This is a genomic window from Pseudomonas sp. GW822-FHT02D10 (assembly GCF_058802345.1).
Window position 1 is genome coordinate 203,273 of record NZ_JBXAOB010000009.1, and the last position, 21,880, is coordinate 225,152.

General features: G+C 60.5%; 21 protein-coding genes. 10 read left to right on the forward strand and 11 right to left on the reverse strand.

Features of this window, described 5'->3' with window-relative positions; translation table 11 throughout:
* The first annotated feature begins 212 nt into the window (after window positions 1–212).
* Both AC1RPZ_RS16880 and AC1RPZ_RS16885 read left to right on the forward strand, forming a co-directional pair.
* Window positions 213–1,148 (forward strand): chemotaxis protein CheV, encoded by a 936-nt coding sequence (locus AC1RPZ_RS16880; RefSeq protein WP_493138107.1) that lies wholly within the window; start codon window positions 213–215, stop codon window positions 1,146–1,148.
* A 101-nt stretch (window positions 1,149–1,249) separates the two neighbouring features.
* On the forward strand, window positions 1,250–2,056 hold the full coding sequence (locus AC1RPZ_RS16885) for an MOSC domain-containing protein (RefSeq protein ID WP_493138108.1): 807 nt from the start codon (window positions 1,250–1,252) through the stop codon (window positions 2,054–2,056).
* Window positions 2,057–2,124: 68 nt separating this feature from the next.
* Here AC1RPZ_RS16885 and ppnP read toward each other — a convergent pair whose 3' ends face one another.
* The 7 genes from ppnP to AC1RPZ_RS16920 all read right to left on the reverse strand — a co-directional run bounded on the left by ppnP (window position 2,125) and on the right by AC1RPZ_RS16920 (window position 10,611).
* Window positions 2,125–2,409 carry a pyrimidine/purine nucleoside phosphorylase gene (gene ppnP, locus AC1RPZ_RS16890; protein WP_007940055.1) on the reverse strand — a complete coding sequence of 95 codons (285 nt, stop codon included), beginning with the start codon at window positions 2,407–2,409 and terminating at the stop codon, window positions 2,125–2,127.
* An 80-nt stretch (window positions 2,410–2,489) separates the two neighbouring features.
* The gene (locus AC1RPZ_RS16895) at window positions 2,490–3,032 is read right to left on the reverse strand and encodes a 3'-5' exonuclease (protein WP_493138109.1); all 543 of its coding nucleotides are present in this window, start codon (window positions 3,030–3,032) and stop codon (window positions 2,490–2,492) included.
* Window positions 3,033–3,102: 70 nt separating this feature from the next.
* Complete coding sequence (locus AC1RPZ_RS16900) at window positions 3,103–5,064, reverse strand: acetyl-CoA carboxylase biotin carboxylase subunit (protein ID WP_493138110.1); 1,962 nt, start codon at window positions 5,062–5,064, stop codon at window positions 3,103–3,105.
* Window positions 5,065–5,202: 138 nt separating this feature from the next.
* On the reverse strand, window positions 5,203–6,000 hold the full coding sequence (locus AC1RPZ_RS16905; RefSeq protein ID WP_493138111.1) for an enoyl-CoA hydratase/isomerase family protein: 798 nt from the start codon (window positions 5,998–6,000) through the stop codon (window positions 5,203–5,205).
* A complete protein-coding gene (atuD, locus tag AC1RPZ_RS16910) occupies window positions 5,997–7,154 on the reverse strand; it encodes a citronellyl-CoA dehydrogenase (RefSeq protein WP_493138112.1) in 1,158 nt (385 codons plus the stop codon). Before atuD ends, AC1RPZ_RS16905 begins: the two co-directional genes overlap by 4 nt.
* A gap of 38 nt (window positions 7,155–7,192) precedes the next feature.
* Window positions 7,193–8,809: a geranyl-CoA carboxylase subunit beta gene (gene atuC, locus AC1RPZ_RS16915; RefSeq protein WP_493138113.1), complete on the reverse strand. Its 1,617-nt coding sequence runs from the start codon at window positions 8,807–8,809 to the stop codon at window positions 7,193–7,195.
* Between the two features lie 11 nt (window positions 8,810–8,820).
* Entirely contained in the window at window positions 8,821–10,611 is a 1,791-nt protein-coding gene (locus tag AC1RPZ_RS16920; RefSeq protein WP_493138114.1) for an acyclic terpene utilization AtuA family protein, read from the reverse strand.
* Between the two features lie 179 nt (window positions 10,612–10,790).
* Here AC1RPZ_RS16920 and AC1RPZ_RS16925 point away from each other — a divergent pair, with 179 nt between their 5' ends.
* Together AC1RPZ_RS16925 and AC1RPZ_RS16930 are read left to right on the forward strand one after the other, a co-directional pair.
* Window positions 10,791–11,414, forward strand: coding sequence for a TetR/AcrR family transcriptional regulator (locus AC1RPZ_RS16925; protein WP_493138115.1), 624 nt, complete (start codon window positions 10,791–10,793; stop codon window positions 11,412–11,414).
* Between the two features lie 141 nt (window positions 11,415–11,555).
* Complete coding sequence (locus AC1RPZ_RS16930) at window positions 11,556–12,311, forward strand: substrate-binding periplasmic protein (protein ID WP_493138145.1); 756 nt, start codon at window positions 11,556–11,558, stop codon at window positions 12,309–12,311.
* 189 nt (window positions 12,312–12,500) lie between these two features.
* Here the strand turns inward: AC1RPZ_RS16930 and dsbG are convergent, their stop codons facing one another.
* The 3 genes from dsbG to dsbD are packed head-to-tail and all read right to left on the reverse strand — an operon-like array spanning window position 12,501 to window position 15,846.
* Complete coding sequence (dsbG, locus tag AC1RPZ_RS16935) at window positions 12,501–13,268, reverse strand: thiol:disulfide interchange protein DsbG (RefSeq protein WP_493138116.1); 768 nt, start codon at window positions 13,266–13,268, stop codon at window positions 12,501–12,503.
* A complete protein-coding gene (locus AC1RPZ_RS16940; protein ID WP_493138117.1) occupies window positions 13,244–14,110 on the reverse strand; it encodes a TlpA family protein disulfide reductase in 867 nt (288 codons plus the stop codon). The genes dsbG and AC1RPZ_RS16940 overlap by 25 nt, the downstream gene beginning before the upstream one ends.
* Window positions 14,110–15,846: a protein-disulfide reductase DsbD gene (dsbD, locus tag AC1RPZ_RS16945; protein ID WP_493138118.1), complete on the reverse strand. Its 1,737-nt coding sequence runs from the start codon at window positions 15,844–15,846 to the stop codon at window positions 14,110–14,112. The genes AC1RPZ_RS16940 and dsbD overlap by 1 nt, the downstream gene beginning before the upstream one ends.
* A gap of 153 nt (window positions 15,847–15,999) precedes the next feature.
* Between dsbD and AC1RPZ_RS16950 the strand changes: the two genes are divergently transcribed.
* From AC1RPZ_RS16950 to AC1RPZ_RS16960, 3 genes are all read left to right on the forward strand, one after another.
* The gene (locus AC1RPZ_RS16950; RefSeq protein WP_493138119.1) at window positions 16,000–16,680 is read left to right on the forward strand and encodes a response regulator; all 681 of its coding nucleotides are present in this window, start codon (window positions 16,000–16,002) and stop codon (window positions 16,678–16,680) included.
* Window positions 16,677–18,002 carry an ATP-binding protein gene (locus tag AC1RPZ_RS16955; protein ID WP_493138120.1) on the forward strand — a complete coding sequence of 442 codons (1,326 nt, stop codon included), beginning with the start codon at window positions 16,677–16,679 and terminating at the stop codon, window positions 18,000–18,002. Before AC1RPZ_RS16950 ends, AC1RPZ_RS16955 begins: the two co-directional genes overlap by 4 nt.
* 118 nt (window positions 18,003–18,120) lie before the next feature.
* The gene (locus tag AC1RPZ_RS16960) at window positions 18,121–18,657 is read left to right on the forward strand and encodes a GNAT family N-acetyltransferase (protein WP_493138121.1); all 537 of its coding nucleotides are present in this window, start codon (window positions 18,121–18,123) and stop codon (window positions 18,655–18,657) included.
* 94 nt (window positions 18,658–18,751) lie between these two features.
* On the opposite strand, the gene AC1RPZ_RS16965 is transcribed toward AC1RPZ_RS16960, so the two are convergent.
* Window positions 18,752–19,210 (reverse strand): VOC family protein, encoded by a 459-nt coding sequence (locus tag AC1RPZ_RS16965; RefSeq protein WP_493138122.1) that lies wholly within the window; start codon window positions 19,208–19,210, stop codon window positions 18,752–18,754.
* Window positions 19,211–19,484: 274 nt separating this feature from the next.
* Here AC1RPZ_RS16965 and AC1RPZ_RS16970 point away from each other — a divergent pair, with 274 nt between their 5' ends.
* The 3 genes from AC1RPZ_RS16970 to AC1RPZ_RS16980 all read left to right on the forward strand — a co-directional run bounded on the left by AC1RPZ_RS16970 (window position 19,485) and on the right by AC1RPZ_RS16980 (window position 21,831).
* Entirely contained in the window at window positions 19,485–19,754 is a 270-nt protein-coding gene (locus AC1RPZ_RS16970; protein WP_493138123.1) for a hypothetical protein, read from the forward strand.
* A 97-nt stretch (window positions 19,755–19,851) separates the two neighbouring features.
* A complete protein-coding gene (locus AC1RPZ_RS16975; protein ID WP_019692862.1) occupies window positions 19,852–20,466 on the forward strand; it encodes a LysE family translocator in 615 nt (204 codons plus the stop codon).
* 195 nt (window positions 20,467–20,661) lie between these two features.
* Window positions 20,662–21,831, forward strand: a complete 1,170-nt coding sequence (locus AC1RPZ_RS16980) for an aminotransferase class V-fold PLP-dependent enzyme (protein ID WP_493138124.1) — start codon at window positions 20,662–20,664, stop codon at window positions 21,829–21,831.
* The last annotated feature ends 49 nt before the right edge of the window (window positions 21,832–21,880 follow it).

Genomic DNA, 21,880 nt, shown 5'->3' on the forward strand with positions numbered 1-21,880 from the left:
AGGGGATTCCCTTATGCCACGGAACCTGACGCGCAAAGGCGGGTCCCGCGAAGGGAAGGGTTGTGCAGTTGATGAAACGACCGCTTCAGTAGAGCATGATGTTAATGTGACATCAATTCCTTTGCATGGCATTTTGTTCGCGGGTCAAGATTGCGCGTGAACCGCCGATAACCATCTTTAGTGAAATCATCAGAAAAGCCCAGGAGTCATCAATGGCCGGCATTCTCGACACAGTAGATCAACGCACACAGCTGGTGGGTGAGAATCGCCTGGAAATTCTCATGTTTCGTCTGGCCGGTCGGCAGTTGTTTGCGATCAACGTCTTCAAGGTGCAAGAAGTCCTGCAATTGCCAAAGCTGACCTTGATGCCGCAGCGTCACCCGTTTGTCTGTGGTGTGGTCAATCTGCGTGGCCAGACGTTGCCGGTAATTGACCTGTCCCAGGCCATCGGTATGCGGCCGCTGGTGCCGGGGCCCAACAGCACCATCATCGTGACCGAGTACAACCGCTCGGTGCAGGCATTCCTGGTCGGTGGCGTCGATCGCATCGTCAACATGAACTGGGAAGCCATTCTGCCGCCGCCAACCAGTGCCGGCCGCCAGCATTACCTCACTGCCATCAGCAAGGTCGATGACCAATTGGTGGAAATCATCGACGTCGAAAAAGTACTCGCCGAGATCGTGCCTTACAACGCCAAGGTTTCGCGTGACAAGCTCGACGACCCGGTGCTGGAGCGTGCCCGCGGTCGTGAAGTGCTGCTGGTGGACGACTCCAAGGTGGCCCTGTCCCAGTTGCGCGACACCCTGGGTCAGCTCGGGGTGAAAATGCACGTCGCCAGCGATGGTCTGAAGGCACTGAACATGCTCAAGGCCTGGGCCGATACCGGCGAGGTCATGACCGACAAACTGCTGATGATCTTCACCGACGCGGAAATGCCCGAAATGGACGGCTACCGTCTGACCACCGAGATCCGCAACGATCCACGTCTGCGTCGCCTGTACGTAGTCCTGCACACCTCGCTGTCCGGCAGTTTCAACGACTCGATGGTAAAGAAGGTCGGTTGTGACAACTTCCTCTCGAAATTCCAGCCAGACAAACTGGTCGACGTAGTGCGCCAGCGCCTGATGCTCGACGCAGTCCCGGCCTGACGGAGCATCACGGGTAGACTTGGCGTCTGCCCGTGATGTGCTTCTTTGATTCGTCAGCCGGCTCGTATATCGTGGCGCTTTTGCCCACCAGGGAGCTGGCCATGTTGCGTCTGAGCGCGCTTTACCGTTATCCACTCAAGTCCGGCAAGGGCGAAACCCTGCAACAGGTCAGCCTGGACAAGCTGGGGCTGGACGGGGATCGACGCTGGATGCTGGTGGACGAGGCCAGCGGACGCTTCCTGACGCAACGCGCGGTAGCGGACATGAGCCAGTTGTCGGCGTTGTGGAATGCCGCCGGTGGCCTGACGCTCAGTGCACCCGGTCGCTCGCCGATCGATATTGCCCTGCCAGCCAGCGACGCTGAACTGCGCGGCGTGACCATCTGGCGCGATACCTTGCGGGTTCCTGATGCCGGTGATGCGGCCGGTGCCTGGGTCAGTGAGTTTATCGGCAAACCGACGCGGCTGGTGCAGGTGCCCGAGGCGCTGGCCCGTACCACTCAGGCCGGTTATGGCAAGGATGACGATAAAGTCGCCTTTGCCGACGGTTTTCCGTTGCTATTGATTGGCCAGGCTTCGCTTGAGGACCTGTCGCAACGCGTTGGCCGTCCACTCGAGATGCTGCGTTTTCGACCGAATCTGGTGATCGAGGGCAGTGAGGCGTTTGCCGAAGACGGCTGGAAGCGCATTCGGATTGGCGATGTCGAGTTCCGCGTGGTCAAACCGTGTTCACGCTGTGTCCTCACCACCATCGACCCGCAGACCGGTGAGCGCAGCGACGACCGTGAACCTCTGGCTACGCTGCAGAAATACCGCGCGCAAGAGGATGGCGCGATGTTTGGCCAGAACCTGGTCAACGACGGCAATGGCCGGCTTGAAGTCGGCATGCCGATAGAGATTCTCGAATGACGCTGTAACGCCGGAATAAAAATGCCCGTGTCTTTCGACACGGGCATTTTTTTATCGCGGTGAAACGCTTAGCCGCGGTATTCGCACAGGTAAGCGGTGTCGACGGCGACTTTCAGCTGGAACTTGCTGTTGGCCGGCACGTTGAACTGGCTGCCGGCGGCGAAGGTTTCCCAGTCGCTGCTGTCAGGCAGTTTGACGGTCAGGGCGCCGGAAACCACGTGCATGATTTCACGCTGGCTGGTGCCGAACTCGTATTCGCCCGGTGCCATGACGCCGATAGTGGCCGGACCTTCAGCAGTGCCGAAGGCAATCGACTTGACGGTGCCGTCGAAGTACTCGTTGACTTTAAACATGGGCGATTCCTCGAAATGGGCTAAAAAGGCCGGCCAGTATGCACAAGGCCTTTCCGCCCGTCACCTGTTGCACTCAAGGATCAACCCGGAAGAATCAGCGGTAACAGGCGCGCGGTATTACGTGCATCTTCCAGGGCCCGGTGCTGTTGACCGGTAAATTGCATTCCCGCCAGTTGCAGAGCGCCATTGAGTCCCAGCGGCCGCTCCAGTCGGCGGGCCTTGGCGAAGCGCTGTTTCAGATTCATATGGGGGACTCGGCTCAGGGCGCTGTCGAGTTGCAGGCGTTGCCATTCCTGAAGCAGTTGTTTGCGGTCGTAATCGCCCCAGCTGGCCCAGCCTTGGAGGCGCGTGTGATGCTGGCCGAGCCAGCGCTCGAACAGCGGCCAGACCTCGGTCAGCGGCTGGGCGGCGTCGATATTGGCTTGGGTGATGCGGGTCAGTTCGCGACAAAAGGGCGTCAGCAGCGGCCGTCGCAGGGGCCGAACGAAGCGCTGGAAGTGGTCCAGTTCGCGGCCTTCGCGATTGACCAGGGTGGCGCCGATTTCGATGATCTCCATCTCGGTCACTGGCCAGCCACCGTCATCCGTTGTCGCTTCGAGATCAATTACCAGCCAATGAGGCATCGCAGGTTTCCTGGTTTCCGCGTCCTGATGAGGCTGAGCGTAGCCAACCGCGACGGATCCGCCTAGCGACTTATTCAACCTCCAACAAAATCTGACGATTTTTTACCTGATCGCCGGGGCTGACCTGCAGCCGTTTGATCACACCATCGATGCCAGCCTTGAGCGGATGCTCCATTTTCATCGCCTCCAGCACCAGCAACAGTTGCCCTTTGCTCACCGGGGAGCCTTCGCTGACCAGCACTTCGACAATCGCACCATCCATCGGCGCTTTCAGCGTGCCGGTGCTGGTGCCAACCTGGCCGCTGACGGGCGCCAGCGTCTGGTCTTGCAACAGCAGGCTGCCGGGGCGGGTGAACAACCACAGTTGTCCGGCGGCCAGTTGCCAGGCGTAGCGGCGGCGAATGCCGTTGATTTCCAGGTTGGCCGAGCGTGCGTTGATATCGAATAGCTTCAGTTGCAGCGTTTCCCCGGCCACCTGAACGCGTAATTGCCCGTCGGGCAGGACGCTCATTTCGGTTGACCAGCGACCGTCGTTGAGGCCGATCTGTTGCAGCAACGGCGCGGTGGCGTTGTTGCGCCAACCGGCGAGTCCTGGCGTATGGACGCCGGCGGACTGCAGATAGAACAGCACCGTGGCGATAGCCAGCTCTTCGGCCGTGGGCGCGTGTGGGTGAAGGCTCGGGTGATCGGCGAAGTGTTGCGCGATGAACCCGGTATTGAAATCCCCGGCGATAAACCGCGGATGCTCCAGCAAGCCGGCGAGTAGACGCTGATTGGTCTGCAGGCCCAGCAAGGCGCTGTCTTCGACTGCTCGCAGCAACTTGCGCCGAGCCTCTTCGCGGGTGGCGCCGTAGGCGATGATTTTGCCGAGCAGCGGGTCGTAAAACGGACTGACCGGCTGACCTTCGAGCAAACCGTGGTCAATGCGCACCCCGTCCTGCAGGGCCGGTTCCCAGCGCGTGATCTGCCCGGTCTGGGGCAGGAAACCCTGCGCCGGATCCTCCGCATAAAGACGCACCTCCATCGCGTGGCCCTTGAGTTCGACCTGGTCCTGGCGCAACGGCAACGGTAATCCGGCGGCCACATCCAGTTGCCAGGCCACCAGGTCCAGCCCCGTGATCAATTCGGTCACCGGGTGCTCGACCTGCAAGCGAGTGTTCATCTCCAGAAAATAGAACTGTCCCCGCGCATCGAGCAAGAACTCCACGGTGCCGGCGCCGACATAATTCACCGCACGCCCGGCCTTCAGCGCGGCCTCGCCCATGGCCTGGCGCAATTCGGCGGTCATCACCGGGCAAGGTGCCTCTTCGATGACTTTTTGATGGCGCCGCTGGACCGAACAGTCGCGCTCGCCGAGGTAGATCAGGTTGCCGTGCTGGTCGCCGAACAGCTGGATTTCGACGTGGCGCGGTTCGATCAGCGCGTGTTCGAGAATCAACTCGTCGCTGCCAAACGCGTGCAGGGCTTCGGAGCGTGCGGTGCGGATCTGCTCAAGCAATTCACTCGCACGGTGTACCAGACGCATGCCGCGTCCACCACCGCCAGCGCTGGCCTTGACCATCAGCGGATAGCCGATGCGCTCGGCTTCACGGCTCAGGGTGGCATCGTCCTGCTCAGCCCCTTGGTAACCGCCGATGCACGGCACCCCCGCGGCGAGCATGGCGATTTTCGACAAGCGTTTGCTGCCCATCAGTTCAATGGCCGCAGGACTTGGACCGATAAAGGTGATGCCGGCCCGGGCGCAGGCCGTGGCGAATTCAGCGTTTTCCGAGAGAAAGCCGTAGCCGGGGTGGATCGCGTCTGCACCGCTGCGCAATGCGGCACCGATGATCGCCGCGCTGTTCAGGTAGGACTGCGCAACGGCAGCGGGGCCGATGTTGACCGCCTCATCGGCCATGCGCACGTGCAGGGCATCGGCGTCGGCGTCGCTGAACACCGCCACCGTGCGATAGCCCAGCGCCTGGGCGGTGCGCTGGATGCGGCAGGCGATTTCACCGCGGTTGGCGATGAGGATTTTGCGCAGGGTGGGCATGTGTTGATCCTTTTAGTGATGCGGTGTTCGTGAGGGCCTCATCGCGAGCACGCTCGCTCCCACATTGGATCTTTGGTAGGCATTGGATAGTGCAAACACCCTGGAACCCCTGTGGGAGCGAGCTTGCTCGCGATGCTCTTAGGGCGCCCAACCCGGTTTGCGTTTCTGCACAAAGGCCATCGTCCCTTCGACGCCTTCCGCCCCGGTCACGGCTTCGCTGAACCATTCGGCTGCCTGGTCGAGCAACGGCCCCAGCGGCTGTTCGGTGCTGGCCAGCAACAAGGCCTTGGTCGCGGCATTGGCACCGGGAGCGCAGCACAGAACATGGGCGAGCACCGCATCCAGGCGTTCGGCCAGGGCTTGCGCATCGTGTTCGACAAAATGCACCAGCCCCAAACGCCGCGCCTCATGCCCGTCAAAACGCGCGGCGGTCAGCGCCAGGCGTCGCGCCTGGGTCAGACCGATACGCTGGACCACAAATGGAGCGATTTGCGCCGGCAGCAGGCCGAGGCTGGTTTCCGGCAAACCGAACTGGGCATTGTGGTCGGTCAGTGCAATGTCGCTGACACAGACCAGACCGAAGCCGCCGCCGAGCACGGCCCCCTGCAACACCGTGATCAGCACTTGCGGCGCGTGCTGGGCCTCTTCGAGCAGGGCGCCAAACGCGCGGTTCAACTCACGGTAAGCCTCCTGACCTTGAACGCGGGCGTTGGCCATGTCGTTCAAATCGCCACCGGCACAGAAATGGCCGCCGGTACCGCCGAGCACTAATGCGCGGATGCTGCGGTCATCGCGTACCGCCGCCAGTACTGCACGCAATTCGGCGACCATCTGCAAGCTCATGGCGTTGCGGCAGTCCGGCCGGTTCAAGGTGATGTGCAGAACGCCGTTGTGTGGTTCCAGCAGCAGAGTCTGGCAAACGGGCAGAGTGCTCATTTTTTCTTCCCGGGCAGGATGCCCATCAGTTTGCAGATGATCCCCAGCATGATTTCGTCGGAGCCTCCACCGATCGACACCAGCCGCACATCGCGGTAGGCGCGGGCCACCGGGTTGTCCCACATGTAGCCCATGCCGCCCCAGTATTGCAGGCAACTGTCGCTGACTTCCCGGCCCAGCCGCCCGGCCTTGAGTTTGGCCATGGACGCCAGGCGCGTGACGTCCTGGCCTTTGACGTATTGTTCGGTGGCCTGGTAGACCAGCGCCCGCAAGCATTCGATTTCGGTTGAAAGCTCCGCGAGGCGGAAGTGGATGACCTGGTTGTCGATCAGTGCATTGCCAAACGTCTGGCGTTCCTTGCAGTACTCAATCGTGCTGTCGATGCAGTATTCCAGGCCCTTGATCATGTTCGCCGCACCGAACAGGCGTTCTTCCTGAAACTGCAGCATTTGCATCATGAAGCCTGCGCCTTCGTGGCCGATGCGGTTGCGTTGCGGCACACGCACATTGTCGAAAAACACTTGGGCGGTTTCCGAGCTACGCATACCGAGTTTGTCCAGGTGCGAGCCGAGACTGATGCCGGGGCAGTTCATCGGCACCATGATCAACGACTTGTTGATGTGCGCCTTGTCGTCCGAGGTGTTGGCCAGCAGACAGATGAAGTCGGCGCTGGGTGAGTTGGTGATCCACATTTTGCTGCCGTTGATCACGTAGTCGTCGCCGTCCTTGCGCGCAGTGGTTTTCAGCCCGGCGACATCAGAGCCGGCACCGACTTCCGAGACGCCAATGCAGCCGACTTGTTCACCGCTGATCGCCGGACGAAGGAATTCTTCACGCAACTCATCGGAGCCGAAGCGGGCGAGGGCCGGGGTGCACATGTCGGTCTGCACGCCAATCGACATCGGAATCCCGCCGCAATGGATGGTGCCGAACTCTTCAGCGGCGACAATCGAATAGCTGTAGTCCAGGCCCATGCCACCGAATTTTTCCGGTTTGGAAATCCCCAACAGACCGAGCGCGCCGGCCTTGCGGAAAATCTCGTGAATCGGAAAACGTCCGGCCTTTTCCCACTCATCGACGTGCGGGTTGATTTCGCGGTCGACAAAATTGCGGATGGTACGGCGCAGTTCTTCGTGTTCCTGGGTGAAGATCATTTTTATTGTTCTCCCTAAACCTGGTGGTGATCAGAGCCTCAAAAACGTGCAATACCAAAACTGTTGGGTTGCAACTGACGGACCTCGGCCTCATGGCAGATATCCAGCAGGTAGCCGAGCAAGGTGCGGGTATCTCGCGGGTCAATCAGCCCGTCGTCCCACAGGTTGGCGCTGCCATAAAGTGCAGTGGACTGGCTGTCGAGTTTTTGCGCGGTGACCTGCTCGAGCATGTCGAGCATCTTCGGGTCCGGGACCAAACCCTGCTTGGCCTGCTTGGCTTCGGTGACAATGCGCAGCACCTTGCCGGCCTGGGCGCCGCCCATGACAGCAGTGCGGCTGTTGGGCCAGGCGAAGATGAAACGCGGGTCGAGCCCACGGCCGCACATCGCGTAGTTGCCGGCGCCGTAAGAGCCGCCGACCACAATGGTCAGCTTCGGCACCCGCGCATTGGCGACTGCCTGAATCATCTTCGCGCCGTGTTTGATCACCCCTTGCTGTTCCGACTCGGTGCCGACCATGAAACCGGTGGTGTTATGGAAAAACAGCAGCGGCGTCTGGCTCTGGTCGCAGAGCTGGATGAACTGCGCGGCCTTGCTGGCGCCTTGTGGGGTGATCGGACCGTTGTTGCCGATAAAGCCGCAGGGCCGTCCCTGGATCTTCAAATGGCCGCAAACCGTCTGTTGATCGAACTCGCCCTTGAACTCGAGAAAGCATGAGCCATCGGCGATGCGCGCAATGATCTCGCGCACGTCGTAGGGCTTTTTCGGATCGTCGGGAATCAATCCCAGCAGCTCGTCGATGGGGTAGAGCGGCTCGTCCCAGTGTTGGGCGCTGTGCCGCGCTAACCGCGCATTCCACGGCAACAGGCTGACAATTTCGCGTACCAGCCGTACGCCGTCGGCATCGTTTTCGGCCAGGTATTCAGCGGTGCCGGCGGTTTGCGCGTGCATCTCGGCACCACCGAGCTCTTCATCGGTGGCGACTTCGCCGGTGGCGGCCTTGAGCAGCGGGGGACCTGCGAGAAACAGCTTGGCCTTGCCGCGCACCACCACCACGTAGTCCGAGAGCCCCGGCTGATAAGCACCGCCGGCGGTGGCCGAACCGTGCACCACAGTGATTTGCGGCAAACCCATGGCCGACATCCGTGCCTGATTGGCGAAACTGCGCGCGCCCTCGACGAAAATCTCGGCGGCGTAATTGAGGTTGGCGCCGCCGCTTTCGGCGAGGGTGATCACCGGCAGTTTGTTTTCCATGGCGATCTGTTGCAGGCGCAGGGACTTTTTCAGACCGCTGGGGGAAATGGTTCCGCCCTTGATCGCGCTGTTGTTGGCGACCACCAGCACCCGCACGCCGGACACGTAGCCAATCCCGGCGATCAACCCGCCACCGGCCTGACTGCCGTCCTTGTCGTCGTGCAGCTTGTAGCCGGCCAGGCTGGCCAGTTCGAGAAACGGCGCGCCGGGATCGAGCAGCAGGTTCAGCCGTTCGCGCGGCAGGAGTTGCCCGCGTTTGTCGAATTTCGCTTTGGCCTCAGCGGCTTTGGCCAGCAGGTTGCGTTCCAGCTGACGGACCTGCTCGATGCTGCTCAACATCGCCTCGCGGTTCTGTGCGAACTGCGGAGTGTGGGGGTCGAGTTGCGATTCAATCAGCGGCATGGATCAGTCCTCTACTTGACTTGGTCAGCGATGCCTTGCGGCACCGGGATCTGGATTTCCAATAGTTGCTGAGCGAACGCCTTGCCTTGCGGGTCGATTCGCAGGCTGGCCACGCCACCACCGCCGAGGGCGTTTTCCAACAGAAAATTCAGGCTGTGAGTGCCGGGTAGATACCAGCGCTCGACACGCCCGTGGATCGGGTCGAGAACGTGACTCATCCAGTCGACGACTACCGCCGGCGTCAGCGCTTCGGCGATCCACGGCAGGTATTCGGGGGTGCGGGCCATGACGCCGATGTTGCTGTGATTGCCCTTGTCACCGGAGCGCGCCACCGCGAGTTTCACCAGCGCCACACTGGCGTCGGCCCGGCCTTGGGGTTTGGGGGGCGAAAAAGATACCGGCAGGTCGGCGCTGTCAAGGTGATCGAGAGCAGGCAGGACGCAGGGGTGACGTTGGCCTTGCAGGTCGATTTCCAGCGTGCAGGTGTTTTTGTCGATCAGGAACGAGAACAGACGGATCAACGGGTACACCGTTGGCCGCCCGCCGACGATTCCGGTCAGCCCTGGCGCCATGCCGGTGGCGGCCTGGGCGATCTCTCGGGAAAACAGGATCAGCGCTTGTTTGTTCGGATGCCGCACCGCCAGTTTGATCACCACTTCGCGGCTGTCTTGGCGCCGACCATGGGGGCCGTAGGTCGCTTCGCTGCCGAGCAGTTCAATGTTCACTTCGCTGTAGGGCGCCCAGCCGCGTTGGCTGAACATTTCCGAGGTCTTGGCGATGATCGCCTGACTCACCCGACGCGCCTTGGCCACCGCGTCGATCCCGGCAATCAGGCAACTGGCGGTGCAGCGAAAACCGTCCGGCCAGGTTGCGCTGACCTTGTATTGACGAGGCGGCGGCAAGCCTTTGGCACCGTGAACGTGCACGGCGTTTTTGCCGTGTTGCTGGAGTTTGACCTGGCTGAAGTCGCAGACCACATCCGGCAGCAGGTAAGCGCGAGGGTTGCCGATTTCATACAGCAGTTGCTCGCCAACGCTCAGCGGAGTGACCAAACCGCCGGAACCTTCAGGTTTGCTGACGATGAACTGGCCGTCGGCACTGACCTCGACGATCGGAAAACCGATGTGTTCGTAGTCCGGTACTTCTTGCCAATCGGTGAAGTTGCCGCCGGTGCACTGCGCGCCGCACTCGATGATGTGTCCGGCCAGCGCGGCCTGGGCCAGTGGGTCGTAGTCCTGCCACGACCAGCCGAATTCATGCACCAACGCGGCGCTGACCACCGCGCTGTCGACCACTCTGCCGGTGATGACGATGTCCGCGCCCAGACGCAGCGCTTCGACAATACCGGGGGCGCCGAGGTAGGCGTTGGTCGACACGCACATCGCTGGCAGGGGCGCGCCGCTGAACATTTCTTGTACGCCGCAGGCAGCCAGTTGCTTGAACTGCGGTTGCAGGTCATCGCCCAGCAATACAGCGATCTTCAGTGGCACGCCGGCTTTATCGCACGCCGTTTGCAGCGCTGCTGCGCAGGCCAGTGGATTGATCCCGCCGGCGTTACTGATCACCCGGATGTTCTGTTCGGAGAGTCGCTCGAGGAGCGGGCTGAGGACTTCGACGAAGTCGGTCGCGTAACCGGCCTGGGGATCTTTCATTCGCGCGCCGGCCAGCAAGGACATGGTGATTTCTGCCAGGTAGTCGAACACCAGATAGTCCAGCCGAGCGCCTTCAACCAATTGCGCGGCGGCGGTCGAGGTATCGCCCCAGAAGGCACTGGCGCAGCCGATACGAACGGTTTTGTTCATTGCAAGCCTCCGACAGAAGTGAGCTGAGACTACCAAGCAAGCGCTTGGTTTGTAAATGCCGGCAACCTCTTCTGCCCAAGCGCTTGCTTGGTCGCCCCGGTCAGCTTAAATTGCCCGCGCAACCCACTGTTTTCGTGGTGTGATCGCACATGTGATTGAGCGACTGTAGGAGAGAACGGGTGGACGAGCAAAAAGCCCTGCTGGTAATGCGCGAGTTGGTCGATAACGGGCAACTGACCGATCCGGACAGCGCTCGCGGCAAACTGCTGCAAATGGCTGCTCACCTGTTTCGCAACAAGGGTTACGAGCGCACCACGGTGCGTGACCTGGCCAGCGCGGTGGGGATTCAGTCGGGGAGCATTTTTCATCACTTCAAAAGCAAGGATGAAATCCTGCGGGCGGTGATGGAGGAAACCATTCGCTACAACACCGCGCTGATGCGCGCGTCCCTGGCGCAAGCGACCACTGTGCGTGAGCGGGTGCTGGCGCTGATCCGCTGCGAATTGCAGTCGATCATGGGCGGTAGCGGTGAAGCGATGGCGGTGCTGGTCTACGAATGGCGCTCGCTGTCCGAAGAAGGCCAGGCCCAGGTGCTGGCGCTGCGTGATATCTATGAACAGATCTGGCTGCAAGTGCTGGGAGAGGCGAAAGACGCCGGTTTTATTCGCGGCGACGTGTTCATCACCCGACGTTTTCTAACCGGCGCGCTGTCCTGGACCACCACTTGGTTTCGTGCGGACGGCAGTATGAGCCTTGATCAATTGGCGGACGAAGCGTTGATTCTGGTGCTGGAAGAAAAATGACGGTTTTGCCAGAAACCATTAAATAGCCATCATCACATTGTCTAAGTGGATAAAACCGCCTAGCTTTGTAGTGAATGTATTTTTAAAGGTGGGTTTGTTTTGAACTCTTCATCCGTTCGGAAGGTTTTACGGATTTCGCTGATGGCGCTGGGCGCGCTGTTCGTGCTGCCGGCTTCGGCCGCGCAAGTGGTACAGGTGGGCGCTGCGCATTTTCCTCCCTATACCGTTCGACCGGAGAATGGCGACGATACCGGACTGCTGCCGCAGTTGGTCGAGGCACTGAACAAGTTGCAAACCGACTATCAGTTCAAACTCGTGCCGACCTCATTACAGCGTCGTTTTGGTGATTTCGAGGACGCCCGGGTTGACATGGCAATCTTCGAAAATCCGGAGTGGGGCTGGAAGGATATCCCGCACAGCACTGTCGACATGGGGCTGGAAGATGCTGAAATTTTTGTCGCACAGAGCAAACCGGACCGCCAGCAGAGCTACTTCGCCGATTTGAAAGGTAAGCGTCTGGCGTTGTACAAGGATTATCACTACGAATTTGCCGGGTTCAATGCCGATCCGCAATTTCTCAAGAACACTTACAACGCGACGCTCACGACTTCCCACGACAGCAATATTTTAATGATCCTTCGCGATCGTGCCGACATCGCACTGGTCACGCGTTCGTACCTCTACGATTACCTGCTGCGCAATGAAAAGGTCGGGGCACAGTTGCTGGTATCCCAGCGTATCGATCAGGTTTATCACCACTACGCGCTGTTACGTCCGCAAGCGCCGATCAGCGCTGAAACCTTCGGCAAGTTGCTGCAAGGCTTGCGGGACAATGGGCAGATGCTGAAGATTTTCGATCCGTACAAAATTGCCATCGTGCCGGTGCCCAAAAGCTGAAATCAGGCCATCAATCGCCAATTTTATTCCAGCCCCTGAATTTCCCCTCCTGGCTCACGTCACATCGTTGAACTGTCGACGATTAACGTGAGCCAGGTCCTTGTCCAGAGTCAGCGCTGAGCCGAAAAGGTGGGAGCGAGCTTGCTCGCGATGGCGTCGGTGAATCCAGTAGAAATCTAACGGCAAAAACTACTTCGGCCCGAGAATCTTCACCAGTTTGTCCGGCGACGGCGCGCCTTGTTGCTGTTGCAACTCGCCCTTGTCGTCCATGTAGAAAATCGCCGGGGTGGCGGACAGTTCCAGCTCTTCCATCAACTTCATGTTGGCGTCGAGTTTGGCCTGGATCGCGGCAGGAATGGTTGTCAGCGCTTTCAGCGAGCTTTGTTTGCCAGCCTTTTCGTGTTCCTCCAGGGCCTTGCTCGGGTCTTTGCTGGCCAGCAGTGCAGCGGATTTGCCGGGGCTGTCTTCACGGATGATCCCGACCATGATGTGCCGCAGTTGCACTTTGCCGGCCGTCACCCACGGCCGGGCTTGTTCCCAGAACATGTTGCAGTAAGGGCAGTTCGGGTCGCTGAACAGGTAGACGGTGCGCGGTGCATCCTTGCTGCCGTCGGCGATCCAGTTGCTGGCGTCCATCTTCGCCCAGACTTCCTTGGCCATCGGCGCATAGACCAGCTTTTGCAACGGCTCGGCGCTCAGGTCCTTGCCGTCGGCGTCGTACAGGTTGCCGAGCAGCACATGCTGACCGTCGGGCGTCAGGTACAGGGTCATGCCACGGTGTTGATACTGCGCTGCGTAACCGCGCAGGCCATCAGGTGCGTCGAAACTGCCGATGATTTTTGCGCCTTTCGCTTCGATCTTGCGGATCGCCGCAGGCAGTTCTTCGGCGTGCAGCAACGGGATTTGCAGCAGCGCTGCGCCCAGGGACAGCGTCAGCAGGTGGCGGAGGCGGGGCATGGCAGTTTCCTTGACGGTGTGGCCTGTATGGCTGAATTCGGGGAGTCGAAGTTTTCCAGGGCGCGGGCCAGGCTGGCTTCCGATAATTCACCCAGGTGGCTGGTGAGCAGTCGGCCCTCGGCACTGTAGAACAGCGTAGTTGGCAATGCCATCGAGCCGACGGCTTGACCCAGTCGGCCGCCGCCATCGAACAGCACGTTGGACAGGCTCAAGCCCTGAGTGGCGAGGAAGGTGCTGACGCTTTGCATGCTTTCAGCCTGATTGACGAACAAAAAGGTCAGGTCCGGCCGATGTTGCTGGGCGTTCTCCAGCACCGGCATTTCGCGCCGGCAGGGCGGGCACCAGGTGGCCCAAAGATTGATCACCAGGGGGCCTCCCTGATAATCGGCCAGTTGCACGGTTTCGCCGGCGGCATTGCGCAAGACGATGCCCGGCAAACGTGTGCCTTGTTCGTAAAGACTCAGGGACAAACTCGCCAGCAGCCAGAACAACAGACCGCTGACAACGCCGAAACCCAGCGGTTTACGCAGCGCTGGCCGACGCCAGCCGCGCAACAGCGTTGCCAGCAGCAGGGCAATCACCCCGGGCCAGGCGAGGAAACCGCCATCGCGCAGGTCGATGATCTGCCACGGATCATCGCGGTAGTGGGCCCAGTAGGCGAGCACGAAACCGATCCTGGCGGCGAGCAAACCCAACAGGAACAGGCTGAACAGCACTGACTCGGGGTTCTCGCCACCGCGCTTGGCCACCCGCCAGCCGACCAGGGTGGCCAGTGCCAAGGCACTGATCAGCAGCAGGTGGTTGAGCGCAATGGCAAAGGTGCCGAGGGTAAAGGTCAGCATCAACGAGCGTCCCGGGTGATGTTCCAGCGTTGGAGGAAACCGGCGGCATTCACCTCTCCGGTGATGCGCTGGCTGCGGCGCTCGATGCCGTCGGTGCCGATCCACAGCAAGCTTGGCGGTCCCGGCACTTTATAACGGCCGAGCAGTTCACGGCTGGCGGCATTGTCGGCGGTCACGTCCAGACGCAGCAAGCGGACTTCCTTCAGCGCGTCCACTACCTGAGGTTTGCCGAACACCTGTTTCTCCATGATCTTGCACGACACGCACCAGTCGGCGTAGTAGTCCAGCAGCACCCACTGGCCTTGGGCGCGGGCAGCGTCGAGTTCGCGTTGCAGCGCGGCGGGATCCTTGACGGTGATAAAAACGTCGTCGGCCGCCGGGTTGGGAACGCTGGTCGACGCCTGTGCACTGTAAACCTGCAACGGATTGAACAGGTCATCGCTGCCGCCCGCGGCCCCGATCAACAGCAGGCTGCCCCACAATCCGGAAAGCAGCGCCAGGCCACCGAACACATGAGCGGCGCGGTCGTGTCCACCGGTCTGGCGCCAGGCGCTATAGGCGATGATTAACAACAGCGCGCCCCACAGACCGACCCACAGTGACTCATCAAGCACCGGCCGCACCATCACCAGCGCGGTGCCGAGGAACAGGAAACCGAAGAGGCCTTTGAGCAGGTTCATCCAGGCGCCGGGCTTGGGCAGGAAACGGTGGCCGACGGTCACCAGCAACAACAGCGGCAAACCGATGCCGATGCCCATGGCGAACAGGATCAGCCCACCGTGCAATGCGTTGCCGCTCTGGGCGATGTACAGCAAGGCCCCGGCCAGCGGCGCAGTCATGCACGGGCCGACCAGCAAACCGGACAAGGCCCCGAGCACACCGGCACCGACCAGGCTGCCGCCACCTTGTTGGCGACTGGCGTTTTCCAGACGGTCACGCAGCGCGGCCGGCAGTTGCAGTTCGAAGAAACCGAACATCGGCAACGACAACAGCACAAACACCACGGCGAAACCACCAAGTAACCAAACGTTCTGCAACAGCGCCTGCAAGTTTGCACCGAGCAACGCGGCCAGCACGCCCAGAGCCGCATACACCAGCGCCATGCTGACCACATAACTGCCGGCCAGAGCGAAACCGCGCTTGGGGCTGGCGCCGCTGCCGACGATCAAACCGGCGAGAATCGGCAACATCGGCAGCGAGCAGGGCGCGAAAGCGAGCAACAGCCCCAGGCCAAAGAACACCAGCAAACTCCAGCCCAGCGCGCGCTGTTGCAGACCGCTGGCCAGGGCTTGATCCGGTGCCTCGCCGGCACTGACCACCGCCGCATCGCCCCCCAGATCCACGACCTGGGTTTGCGGTGGGTAACACAAACCGGCATCGGCGCAGCCTTGGAAACCCACTTTGATCTGGCCACTGGCGCCAGCTGGAATCTTTAACTCCAGGCCTTGGCGATAGACCTGCTGATCACCGAAGAACTCATCGCTGTGGGCTTCGCCCTCGGGCAGCGCTGGTTTTTGGGTATCGGGCAAACCGTTGAAGCTCATGCGTTTCTGGTACAGGTAGTAACCGTCGGCAATTTGCCAGAAGAGCTGGGTTTCGCCGGATTCAAGGCGTTCGGAGGTAAAAACAAAGGCTTTGCTGACAGGCAGGAAATCCGGTTTGGTTTCGAACGGATTCGACGCCGCCTGGGCCAGTCCTGCGATGAAAAGAAAAAGCAGTAGAAACAGACGACGCATGAGTAAGCCTTATCGCGGTGCAAGTACGGTGCACGATGATGGGTGGCGATTAACCGATGATTAACCGCATTATCCTTGAGGCAATGGCGCGTCGGGCATAATGTCCGCTTAATCCGGCGCCTTCTTAATCACTGCTTTTCTACAGGTCTCACCATGCACGTACTTGTCTGTGAAGATGATGAGCTGATCGCTAGCGGCATTGTTGCCGGCCTCACTGCCCAGGGCCTGACCGTGGAGCATGTCGCCACGGCCTCGGCTGCCCGAGCGATGCTCAAAGTCGCCGCGTTCGACGTGATGGTGCTCGACTTGGGGCTGCCGGACGAAGATGGGCTGAAGCTGCTTCAGCAGTTGCGCCATCACGGACTGGAGATTCCGGTACTGATTCTCACCGCGCGCGACTCGGTGACCGACCGCGTCGATGGCCTGCAGGCCGGCGCCGACGATTACCTGCTCAAACCCTTCGACCTGCGTGAACTGGCCGCGCGCTTGCACACCTTGTTACGGCGGGTGGCGGGGCGCAGCGTCAATCTGATCGAACACGGCGCCCTGACTTACGATCCGAGCAGCCGCGAAACCCTGCTTGCCGGTCAGCCAGTGGACTTGTCGCGCCGCGAGCAATCGCTGTTGCAGGCCTTGCTGCACAACCGTGGCCGGGTGCTGTCGACCGAGCAACTCAAGGACAGCGTCTACGGCTTCAACGATGAACTGGAAAGCAACGCCCTCAACGTGCATATCCATCACCTGCGGCGCAAGCTCGGCAACGGCATTGTCGAGACCGTGCGCGGTTTGGGCTATCGCTTGGGGCCGGCGGATGGCGGAGAGCAATCGAAGTGATGAGTTTGCGTTTGCGCCTGAGTCTGACCCTCGGCGCGGCCTTCGCGCTGATCTGGGCCCTGGCCGCGGCCTGGATGCTCAGCGACTTGCGCAATCAGATGATGTTTTCCCTCGACCAGCGGCTGGTGGCCTCGGCCCGGATGGTCGCCGGGTTGCTGGAGCAATTGCCGGCCCTGCCGAGCAAGGGCGATGGCACCCATTTCAGTGCTGAGCAGTTGAATATTCCGGGGGGGATGGCCTGTCAGGTCAGCTCCTTGCGTGGCGAAATCCTCGCCCGCAGCCACACGACTCCCGAGCAAACCCTGGAAGCCGAAAAGATGGGCTTCCATGACCAGATGATCGACGGTGCGCGCTGGCGCAGTTTCACCCTGGCTCGCGGTGATGTGCGTATTACCACGGCCGACCGGCAAGTCGAGCGTGAAGCGCTGAACATGTCGGTGCTGCTGGCGGCGTCGGTGCCGGTAGGCGTGGCGTTGCTCGGTTGTTTGTGTCTGCTTTGGCTGGGGATTGGCCAAGGCCTGGCGCCGCTTAATCGCATGCGCGATGCCTTGATGCGTCGCAGCGCCGATTCCCTTGAGCCGTTGCAGATCCAGCCACTGCCGAGCGAACTGCAACCGTTGCTGGAAACCCAGAATCAGCTGTTCCAGCGAATTGGCAAGACCATCGAGCGCGAGCGACGGCTGACCGGCGATGCAGCCCATGAGCTGCGCAGCCCGCTGACGGCGATCAAGACGCACCTGCAAGTGGCGCGCATGACCGAAGGCGCTGCCCGTGATCAGTCCCTGGCCCGTGCCGAGGAAGGCGCCGACCGCTTGCACCGCACGCTTGAGCAACTGCTGTTGCTGGCACGGGTCGAAGGCAGCCTGTCGTTCGACGATGGCGTGCAGTGCAGTGCCGAGCAGGTGGCCCGTTTGGCGATTCAGGACGCGGCCAGCGGTGATCATCAGCGGATCAAACTGCACTTGCCGGCGAATTACTCACAGGCGCCGGTGCAAATGCCGGCCGTGTTGTCGATTGCCGCGTTGCGCAACCTGCTGGATAACGCCTTGCGCCACACTCCAGCGGACGCGGCGGTGGAGCTGAGTCTGGAAACCACGGGTAACCGCGTGCGCTTTCAGGTGCGCGACCATGGCCCTGGAATCGCCGACGAGGACCTGCAACACCTGACCCAACGCTTCTGGCGCAACGGCGCGAGCACCGGGTGCGGTCTTGGGTTGGCGATTGTCCAGGCGATCGTTCAGCGCTGCGGTTGCGTGCTGCATTTCGACAGCCGTGCCGACGGCTTGCGGGTTGAACTGACGATGCCGTTGCAGTCAGTCTGACAAACACCCTATGAGTGCCTGTTGCACACCAAATGTAACTTCTCTCCATTAGCCACCTGGCCCCCGCGGCGCTATCGTCCTTCGCAGCTTTGACTCAATGGATTGAGGTGATAGCGCTATGGATACATTGATACACATCTGCAAAGCCGGGCCCGCGGATGCGGGGATTATCAGCCGGATCGTCGAACGCTCGATCAAGGTCGGCTGCGCCGCGGATCACCGCAATGACCCGAAAGTCGTTGCGGCCTGGACCCACAACAAAACCGTTGAACATGTGCAGCCCTGGCTGTCTGATCCACGCCTGTACCTGAACCTCGCGTTGCTGGATGACAAACCGATCGGTGTGGCCATGGCGGCCGTCAGCGGCAAGGTCGGGTTTTGCTACGTCCTGCCGGAATGGTTTCGGCGGGGTGCCGGGCAGGCGTTGATCCAGGGCCTCGAAACCTGGTTGATCGAGCATGGTTTCAGCCAGGCGCGCCTCAACAGCACCTGTACCAGTGAAGAATTTTTTCAGCACCTTGGGTACCGACGCTGTGCTGAAACCTTCAGTGTCGCCGGGCTCACGGCGGTCCCCATGAACAAGTCGCTGACGCTACACCTTCCTGAAAAGAAGTCAGAAGGTGTAATCCTTATTCAGGACGGGACACGCCGCTGACAAAAGCCCCCTCTGCCGCAAGGTTACGGGGGCTTTTGGCTGGAAGCAGCAAGATCAAAAGATCGCAGGCTGCGCCAGCTACAGGGGGAGGGGGTCACTGCTGGTTGAACATCTCCTTCGCCCGTTTTTCGATTTGCGCCTGGGTCAGGTCTTCCTTGCGGGTCGACAGGAACCACACATGGCCGAAGGGGTCCTTCAAGGTGCCCGAACGGTCGCCGTAGAACTGATCTTTCACTTCCGAAACCACCGTACCGCCCGCCTTGATCGCCTGGGCGTAGCTTTTGTCCACATCCTCGACATACAGATGCAGGCCTACGGACGGCGATTTGTCGGGGTTGCTCAGCGGACCTTGATCGCATGGTGTACCGAGCATGATGGGGCAGTCGCCAATGCGCAGTTCGGCATGGCCGATGCTGCCGTCGGGCATCGCCAGGCGCATGACTTCCGTGGCGCCAAAGGCTTTTTTGTAAAAGTCGATAGCTTCGGCAGATTTCTGGATTCCCAAGTAGGGCGTGATGCTGTGATAACCCTCGGGAATGGGTTTAACGCTCATGACCGTTCTCCATATTCTTGTTGGGGGATGTAGCAAGTCCTTCGCCGATTTCCGGTCGATTGACTATAGGCCAGCCCCAACAAGGCAACCGAGTGGCCGACGGGTTGCAGGTTTGCCAATGTTCTGCCATCAACCAGCCCGGTGAGCTGAACGGCTTTTGCAGAGGTCGATAGCGACTGTCGATAGCGACTATCGAGAGCGATGATTTTTGTCGCTCAAAGGGCGGGAGTAGCCTGTGTCCATTGCTCAAGACCCGCTCGCAGGGAGCCTCCCCATGAACCGTTCACTCGTCACATCATTGATATTGGTTGCTTCGGTGCTTGCCGGTTGCGCCAGTCATCCTGCCCCCGAATTGCGCCCGTACACTGCCGAAGAAACCAAAGAGCTGGCGCTGGAAGCATTGAATCGTCGCGGTTTGTCGTTTGATGAGTACCAGGCGAAAAAAGCCGAATTGCTCGGCCAGCCGCAGAAAGCTTTCAGTTTTGACCAGCAGGGTGAAATGAACGCTGCGCGCGGTGTTAGCCTTCACGGCCACGCCAGCTAAGCGACTGTACTGCTCGAAGTTTCACCTAACTGTCCGTGGGTTTCACGCATGGGCTGCGATAGGGTCAATACCTGACCGACCCTGATGGAATCGCCCTATGACACTCTCGCTGGATTTACTGCTGGGTTTTGCCCTGTTCGCCCTGGTGACCTCGATCACCCCGGGCCCAAACAACACAATGTTGCTGGCCTCGGGCGTCAATTTCGGTTTCAACCGCTCCATCCCACACATGCTCGGCATCACCTGCGGCTTCTTCATCCTTGTGCTCGCCGTCGGTTTTGGCCTGGGCGCGGTGTTTCAAACCTACCCTGTGCTTTACAGCGTGCTGCGTTATGTCGGCGCGGGCTATTTGCTGTATCTGGCGTGGAAAATCGCCCATTCAGGTCCCGTCTCCGAAGCCGAACAAGGTCATGCCAAGCCCATCAGCTACTGGGGCGCGGCGGCGTTTCAATGGGTCAATCCCAAGGCGTGGATCATGGCGATTGGCGCCATCAGCACCTACACACCGCTGCAGGGCTATTTCACCAATGTGATTGTCATCGCTGCGGTGTTTGCCATCATCAACCTGCCGAGCGTCAGTGTCTGGGTGGCTTGCGGCAGCCTGTTGCGCAATGTCCTGCGTGATCGGCGCTGGTTGCGGGTATTCAACTGGGGCATGGCCTTGCTGTTGGTGGCGTCGCTGTATCCAATGCTGCACGAGAGCTTTAGCTGACTTACGCTTCAACCCGGTGTCCGATGCCTGTTAAGCTCGACTTCAGGAGCGTTCCTACGCACTTTGAAATGAAGTCGTACTTCTTTAACGGCATCCGATCAGGTATTGCTGATTTCCCGCAGTTTGTACACCACCTCCAGTGCGGCGCTTTCAGCGAATACACCTGATCCCGGAACAAGCTCTGCGAGTCTTTTTATGAATAAGCGTCCTTTGTATTTTGATTACGCCGCCACCACGCCGGTGGATGAGCGGGTTATTCAGGTCATGGTCGACTGTCTGGGGTTCAGCGGTAACTTCGGCAATCCGGCCTCCAGCTCCCACGCCTTCGGCCAGCAAGCCAGGCGTTCGGTCGAGCGGGCACGTCAGCAAGTCGCCGATCTGGTGGGCGCGCAAGCGCTGCAGATCGTCTGGACTTCCGGCGCCACCGAATCCAACAACCTTGCGCTCAAAGGCGTGGCCCAGGCCCGCGGCCAGTCCGGCGGTCACATCATCACCAGCCAGATCGAACACAAGGCGATCCTCGACACCGCCAGGCAATTGCAGGATGCCGGGGTCGCCGTCACGTATCTGCTGCCGGACGCCGACGGTTTGATCACCGCGCAAGCGGTCAGCGAGGCACTGCGTGAAGACACCTTTCTGGTGTCGCTGATGCTGGTCAACAACGAGCTCGGTACCGTCAACGACATCCCGGCCATCGGTCAGCGGGTGCGTGAGCACGGTGCGTTGTTTCACGTTGACGCCGCGCAGGGCGCGGGCAAGGTAGCGATTGATCTGGCCCAATGGCCGGTGGATTTGATGTCGTTTTCCGCGCACAAGATCTACGGTCCCAAGGGGATCGGCGCACTCTACGTCGGCCCGCGTGCCCAGCAACGCTTGCAGGCGCAGATCCATGGCGGCGGGCACGAAGGCGGTTTACGCTCCGGGACTCTGGCCACGCATCAGATCGCAGCCATGGGCGCAGCCTTTGCGCTGGCAGCGGAACACTTTGCAGAAGAGGCGGCCACTATCGCCCGCTTGCGCGAGCGCTTGCTTGAGCAACTCAGCGGCATTACCGGTCTACGCTTGAACGGCAGCCCGACCCAGCGCATTCCCCATACCCTGAGCCTGACCTTCAGTGAAGGCGAGTTCAATTCCCAGGCCTTGAGTGCTTCGATCGCCTTTTCGGCGACGTCGGCCTGCAACTCCGCGAGTAATGCGCCTTCCCATGTGCTGCTAGCCTTGGGGCATGACGCGCAGACGGCGGGGCGGACCATTCGCTTGAGTCTCGGGCGTTTCACCACCGAGCAGGACATCGATCAGGCCGCACAATTGATTAAAGCAGCAACCGCCAGTGCACCGGCGTTCTGGGCTACCACCCAACCCTGATGCGCAGACCAAAAGTCAGCGCCCTATAACAATATTCAAGCGGTTAGCA